This window comes from Cellulomonas humilata (assembly GCF_013359775.1).
Lineage (GTDB): Bacteria > Actinomycetota > Actinomycetes > Actinomycetales > Cellulomonadaceae > Cellulomonas > Cellulomonas humilata.
This window is the reverse complement of record NZ_JABMCI010000046.1, coordinates 1-466: the sequence shown is the minus strand read 5'-3', so window position 1 is coordinate 466 and position 466 is coordinate 1. Positions and strand designations below refer to the sequence as shown.

The following is a 466-nucleotide window of genomic DNA, read 5'->3' as shown; positions in this document are numbered from 1 at the left end:
GGTCTGGGTGAGGCGTCCCGGGTGGTGCGGCAGGCCGACGCCCTGGTCTCGATGGGCACGGTCGCGGCCGGGGTGCGGGCGGGGTCGGTGCCGTTGGGGCACCTCGACGAGCTCGCCCGGGTCGCGAGCTCTGCGACCCCGGAGGTGGCGGCGGTGCTGCGCACGGTCGAGGCGCAGGAGCAGGTGGTGGGGATGGCGCGGGTCGCGTCGCGGCCGGACTTCGCCCGGGCGTTGGCTCGCTGGGTCGCCGCACAGGATCCGGGTGCGTTGGAGGCCGAGCATGAGGTGCAGCGTCGGGAGCGGTTCTTCTCGATGTCCGTCCAGCCGGGTGGGGTGTTCTTGAAGGGTCGCCTGGACCGGGTCGCCGGGGAAACCCTGCGGGTCGCGTTGGACGCGATGGGCCAGTACGGCGACCAGACCCGCTCCCCGGGGCAAGCCTCCGCGGACGCGTTGGCGATGCTGGCCG

Annotated in this window: 1 protein-coding gene; it reads left to right on the top strand. The window is 74.5% G+C overall.

Features of this window, described 5'->3' with window-relative positions; translation table 11 throughout:
• Positions 1–21: 21 nt before the first annotated feature.
• The coding region (locus HP550_RS03855; RefSeq protein ID WP_210767637.1) for a DUF222 domain-containing protein at positions 22–466 on the top strand (445 nt) is incomplete at its 3' end.